Origin of the sequence: Okeania sp. SIO2F4 (assembly GCF_010672385.1) — a bacterium.
Taxonomy (GTDB): Bacteria; Cyanobacteriota; Cyanobacteriia; order Cyanobacteriales; family Microcoleaceae; genus Trichodesmium.
On sequence record NZ_JAAHGT010000608.1, the window covers coordinates 1 to 5,947 of the forward strand.

At 32.3% G+C, this 5,947-nt stretch carries 4 protein-coding genes; 1 reads left to right on the top strand and 3 read right to left on the bottom strand.

What is annotated here, in order from left to right:
* Positions 1 to 168: 168 nt before the first annotated feature.
* The gene (locus tag F6K22_RS28620) at positions 169 to 2,115 is read right to left on the bottom strand and encodes an FAD-dependent oxidoreductase (protein ID WP_293105897.1); all 1,947 of its coding nucleotides are present in this window, start codon (positions 2,113 to 2,115) and stop codon (positions 169 to 171) included.
* Positions 2,116 to 2,625: 510 nt separating this feature from the next.
* Positions 2,626 to 2,952, bottom strand: coding sequence for a hypothetical protein (locus F6K22_RS28625; RefSeq protein ID WP_293105899.1), 327 nt, complete (start codon positions 2,950 to 2,952; stop codon positions 2,626 to 2,628).
* 937 nt (positions 2,953 to 3,889) lie between these two features.
* Here F6K22_RS28625 and proX point away from each other — a divergent pair.
* Positions 3,890 to 4,906, top strand: coding sequence for a glycine betaine/L-proline ABC transporter substrate-binding protein ProX (gene proX / locus F6K22_RS28630; protein ID WP_293105901.1), 1,017 nt, complete (start codon positions 3,890 to 3,892; stop codon positions 4,904 to 4,906).
* Between the two features lie 209 nt (positions 4,907 to 5,115).
* On the opposite strand, the gene F6K22_RS28635 is transcribed toward proX, so the two are convergent.
* A partial coding sequence (locus tag F6K22_RS28635) for an NYN domain-containing protein (protein WP_293105902.1) occupies positions 5,116 to 5,947 on the bottom strand: 832 nt, incomplete at its 5' end.

The following is a 5,947-nucleotide window of genomic DNA, read 5'->3' on the forward strand; positions in this document are numbered from 1 at the left end:
GAATAGGAAATAGGGAATTGGGAATTAGGAAAAAATATTCACTCCCTCAATTTATTAAGTAAGTCCTACTTATTCTGTGATAGTCTTTCTCAAGTTACTGAGGTAAAGTTGTTTTTCTTGTTTTCTACTCCCCTGCTCCCATACTCCCTACTCCCCTACTCCCTAAAATCAAATTTTGAGAATACCTTCTGGGTTTACTGATAGTAATTTTCGCCTTTGTAAACCCTCTTTAGTCAGAATTTCATTTGCTGCTAATAACCCACTACTAATAGCTCTTTCCATTAAACCACAAGGAAACGGCATCTTTACCCAATCTCCAGCAAACATTAAATTAGAAATACCACTATTAGTTTCCGGACGTTGTTGATAACTACCTGGAGGATAAGCGGAAAAATTTTTCTGATTTACTAATTCTCGATGGAGCAAATTAGCTTCTTTTAATTCCGGTACAATTTCATATAATTCTTGTGCAAAAGTTGTGAGTAAAATTTCTTGAGTGGGAAACTGTTTTTCTTTGTAACAATAAGCGTGTAATTCCACAACACTACCGCCTGTTTTTTCATGCCATTGAATAAATTGTTCTTGAATGCGATGATAGAGAGTAATACTATCAGTTAATTGATAACCGGATAGAGAAGTAAAATTGCTATGTTGCCAGTCAAAATCTCGGTCAAACCAAAAACGACAGACTGCAAATGGGTCAGCTATATGTAATTTTTGTATCTGGGATTTTACATTTTGATTTACTTCTCCTTCCATCACATTAAATAACTGTTGAACTCCTGGAACATCCGTAGCAAAGACATAATAATCTGCTTGAATTTCTGTGGATATAATTTCTGAGTTATTTTCCGTTATACCAACTAACTGCACTTTATTTTCTCTACTTTGATTAATCTTGTAGCGTGATAAATTTCGTTTTGGCGGACCTGTCAATACTTTTCCTTTTCTATCATAAACTGCACCGTGACAAGGACAATAAAAATTTCCATCTTCTGCTAATTCCACAGTACAACCTTGATGAGAACAAGTCAGAGAAATAGCCTCATCTGAATTAGCTTCAATAGCAAAGAGGCGATCGCTCGAACCAAAATAATTAACTTCCTCTTGATTAATTTCCCAATTACGTTCTACCCAAAAAGGAACTAAACTTTTAGCCTCTCCTAACTGATAACTAATTGAACTAATCTTATTGTCTTGCCAATAAATTTTACTAATCCCAACATCAGTAAAAATTTTACCTCCCTTATTCTCAATTTCTTTAGCAATTGGTTGTACTAAACTTGTACCCATATCTTGCCTCGTACCATTAAAAGCTAAACCTTCTGGATTACCAAAAAAATAGAAGTGAAAAAACTGCATTAACTCCGCAACACTCAATTTGTCTGGAGCATTGAGACTTGATTTAGCAAAGGGCAAAAAATACAGATCGTACAATCCTTGCGGAAAATCTTTTTCTACCCATTCAGCAACAGATAAATTGTCAAGTTGCTGATAAGTTTTTTCTACTTGAAAGCCACCTATGGCTCGAAAAACTTCCCAATGTTTAGGCTTTGCTAAATTAATTCCCCATCTAAATCTATTAGGAGAAGAAATTCCTAAATCTACAACATTCCAAGGAAAAGCCGAACTACTAGGACGAAAAACTTCTGGGTCATATTTTCCTTCTCTAAACACCATAGAATAGAACTCTAAAGACTGAAAATTATCATTAATATTTAGTTCTTCTACCAAACTATTCAGATTGTAATATTGAGGAAAAAAACCATGAAAACCGTGTTCCATCATAAACTTTTCTCCCCCAACATCAACAGACCAACTAGCAATTTTTCCTCCTAATTGTGGTGATTTTTCTAATAAAGTAACCGTAAAACCTCGCTGACTAAGTTCATAAGCACAAGCTAATCCTGCTAATCCACCCCCGACTATTACCACACTTTTAGAATTGTTTAAATATCGTGGTAAATCTAAACTATCTTGAGTAAAAACTGTTGGTTGGGGTTTCGAGAATCGAGTATAACCCAGTAAACCAGTGGTAGCTCCAATAGTTAATAATTTGAGTATTGTTCGTCGCGAAACTAATGGAAATGATTTGAGATTAGTTAATTGATTCATCAGCAATAATTTGATTACTTTTGGAAATTTTAATTTGGCTGATTAACGCCTTGATATATTTTAATTTAGTGCATGATTTTTGCGTATAAATAATAAAAGGCTTAAGGTTTGCTCAATTTTTTGAGTAATAAGAAGTATGAATAGTGGAAGAGTTTAATCCCCCCAAACACCCCTTTCCAAGGGGGGCTTAAGAATTCAGGTTTATGCCATAACTTTATTAGAATGGTAAAACATAATTTTGCTTTGAATACTCGTAATAAAAAATGGAATTGCCTAGGTTGGGTTGAAGAATGAAACCCAACACTGATAGCTAGCGTTTTGCTAGTAAATGTATTGGGTAGTTCTAGATTAAAAATATTGATTAGTAAATGACTTTAATCGTCAGGAATTAGACTGTAAATATAATTATTGTTTACTACTATCAATGTGCTGAAGCAGATATAGAAATATAGTTACAAGTTTATTAGATGTGGAGGGTAAAATTCAGTGACAAATTTTATCCTATATGGTTCATAACGACAAGAGTTTATATAATAAAATCACCAATAAAAAGGTGAGAAAATAAGCAGTAGATGTAACTATAAAGAAACCCCAATTAACCCTACCAAAAAAAGCTCCCACTCCAAGAAAAGATGCTACTACCCATCCTATTAAAGCAAATATTGTAAATAGAATAGAATTTGTTGCTATCCAAATTATTATTCCAGGAATAGCCACGAACCCTAAAGTCAATGCTGCAAAAGAAATTACAATAATAGGTAGAATTCGTGAAGGAGACTTAATTGCTATCAATTTTACATGGATAGAGTCTACATCTATTGAACCATTATTATCCACCTTGAAATTTAATTGGAATTGTTTTTATGTAGAAGTAGATGATGCTTATGGCAATAATTTTTTAGCTAATATTTTATTAATTAAACCCCAAAATAAAGTTTCTTCTTGTTTAGTCAATCCTTCAATTATTGAATCATTCATTTTATTGTACCTGATACAAAATTTATATAGTAACTACAAAAAATTGCTGCTATTGCACAAGCAATTGAAGCAATAGCATATAATTCTTCATTTGGTATTTTACCTATTTTATTTTCGTCAAGTTTTACAAGACTACCCAAACCAAACAAAAGGGTGGAAAATATGATCGTTAAAAGAAGAAAACAAAATACTAAATATCCTAAAGAATTATCTAAACTACCTTGAAAAAAAGTTACTCCAATAGCGGAAGCAGATATTGTAGTAGAAAAAATGAATTACTCGCCACCTGTCAGAGTTTCATACCACTTCTTATTAATTTTCATTATCTTAATTAAGATAAAATTAGTTACTATAGGTAGTAAAGCTAAAATTATATTAACAAATATCCACAGAATGCTTGCACTCATAATCATGACAATAGAGGCAATGCTAAATAAAGATAGGGTGCGAAAAATATTAATGTCATCGTACCAATAGTTAACTCTTTTAAGGTTTACTCACAGTATTATAACATTGAGAAAAATATTTACTTTAAGTCTCCCTCGTTCCTTCCTTTAAACTCAGCTCTATAATATTTTTTCATATCTCAAAATAATTAGCGATCGCCTGTTAATTGTTGCCAACAAATAATTTTAATTTGGCCGATTAACGCCCTGGTATATTGTAATTTACTGCATAATTTTTACCTATTGAAAATATCTAATACTTAAACTTTTATAAATTTTTTGGATAATGGAGAGTTTGAGGATATATTTTAACTAAATAATCTTTATTGTAGGTTTATTAGAACTGTTTAATGAAACAACAATTGAGGCAATTTAGTTTAGGAATAATTTTGATAACTTTGTTGATAGGTGTAATTGCCTGTCAATCAACTTCCTCTGTTAAAAAAACTAAAGTTCGTGCTGCCCATAGTAATTGGGTTGAGGAACATTTCCAAACTGAAATTGTAAATATTGGTCTGGAAAAACTTGGTTATCAGATTGAAAAACCCAAAGAAATTGACTACCCTGCTATTTATTTATCTGTTGCTAATGGAGACTTAGATTATAGTGTTATCGGTGGTGAAAAAGCACACCAAGCATATTTTAATAATGCTGGGGGTGAAAAAAAGTTAGAGCGAGTTGGAGTTCTGACTCCTGATGTGATACAAGGGTATCAAATCGATAAAAAAACTGCCGATAAATATAAAATTACTAATATTGGACAACTTAAAGATCCAAAAATTGCTCAACTATTTGATTCGGATGGTAATGGTAAAGCTAATTTAGTCGGTTGTAGTCCTGGTTGGTTTTGTGAACGAATAATTGATCATCAAATCAAAACTTATGGATTAGAAGATACAGTCGAACATAATAGAGGACAATACATTATTTTGCTCGCAGATGTTATTACTCGTTACCAGCAAGGGAAAAGCGTTCTCTACTATGCTTATAATCCTCACTGGATATCTACAGTCTTAAAACCAGAGCAAGATATAATTTGGTTGGAAGTTCCCTTTATCTCTCTTCCGGAATCTCAGAAAAATCTAACAGAAAAAGACACTATTATAGAAGGTAAAAATCTTGGATTTGCTGTAGATAGGCAGCGAATTTTTGCCAATAAAAAATTTTTAGCAGCTAACCCAATTGCCAAACGTTGGTTTGAACTGGTTCAAATTCCGGCTGAGGATATGAATGTTGAAAGTCTATATATTAAAGAGGGTGAAGATTCTCCAGAAGATATCCGTCGCCATGCTAAAGAATGGGTTGAAAATAATCAAGAATTGTTTGATAGTTGGTTAGAAGAAGCAAAAAAGGCGGCAGATATTTGACTTAGAATCTAGTAGTTACTTTCTATAGTTTTTTTATATCTGGATGAGAATTATTTTCTAAATATTTGATAATTATAAGAACTGTTTCATCTAAAAAACTTCAGAGACTGAGAAATCCAAAATGGTGCGTTACGACAGATTATTGAATCCCTTTCATAGTCTGAATTTTTCGCCGTCTAACGCACCCTAAAATTTTGCTGATAACTGAATTAATCCCACTTAATTTTTTTTCCAGATTCCAGAGCATAGTAAAGTTCTAATCTATCCTGATTATTCAAAGTCATCTGAAAAGTAGAACCATCTTCTATCTTTCTAAAAAAGAGGATAAACTCACGATCTTTTTGAAATAACTTAACTTCGTAACCTTTAACTGTTCCCCGATCGAGCAATTCAGCATTTTGAGGTTCAGAAACTTTGACTATACCTCCAAATTTCTTACCAATTTTCATATCTGATAGTGCTGTAAATTTATCTATACCTCGACCTAAAAGTGGAGTTTTATATGTCTCAATTTTAGGCATTGGATACTTATTTTTCAGTTCTGGAGACGACCATTTATAGTAATCAAAAAATGACAATGAGATGTAAGAATCAGCCGCATATTTCAGCTCTGATGAAGTTGAACGAATTTCGGAAGACACATATACAAGCATTCCCATATTAACTAGACTTTCAACAAGTGGTTTAAAATCCTTATCTCCAGATAGTAAAACTGCTTTTGTCATATTGTTGCGAATAGCGTGATTCATCATATCTACTGTGAGGAAAATACCAGCTTCTTTTTGAGATTTTTTTGTCAAATTACCTAGCTTAACGTGATATTCTTCTAAAGAACGAATTTGATTAAAATAATCTTTTTGTTGAGATACACGTTCTTCAAAATCTATTTTTTCCTCATACTTACCTTTAATCCGGTCTATATAGTCATAATAGAAAACTTTTCGAGCATCAAAAAAATTTTTGATGGCATTAAAATCAATATTAATATTCTCGTCTTCGACTTCATTTCCAAACCATTTAGCAGTGGAGTCTATATAACTT

What these genes read in the sequence shown, in the direction of transcription:
- F6K22_RS28620 (WP_293105897.1), bottom strand. Translation starts at nt 2,115, where the DNA reads ATGAATCAATTAACTAATCTCAAATCATTTCCATTAGTTTCGCGACGA.
- proX (WP_293105901.1), top strand. Translation starts at nt 3,890, where the DNA reads ATGAAACAACAATTGAGGCAATTTAGTTTAGGAATAATTTTGATAACT.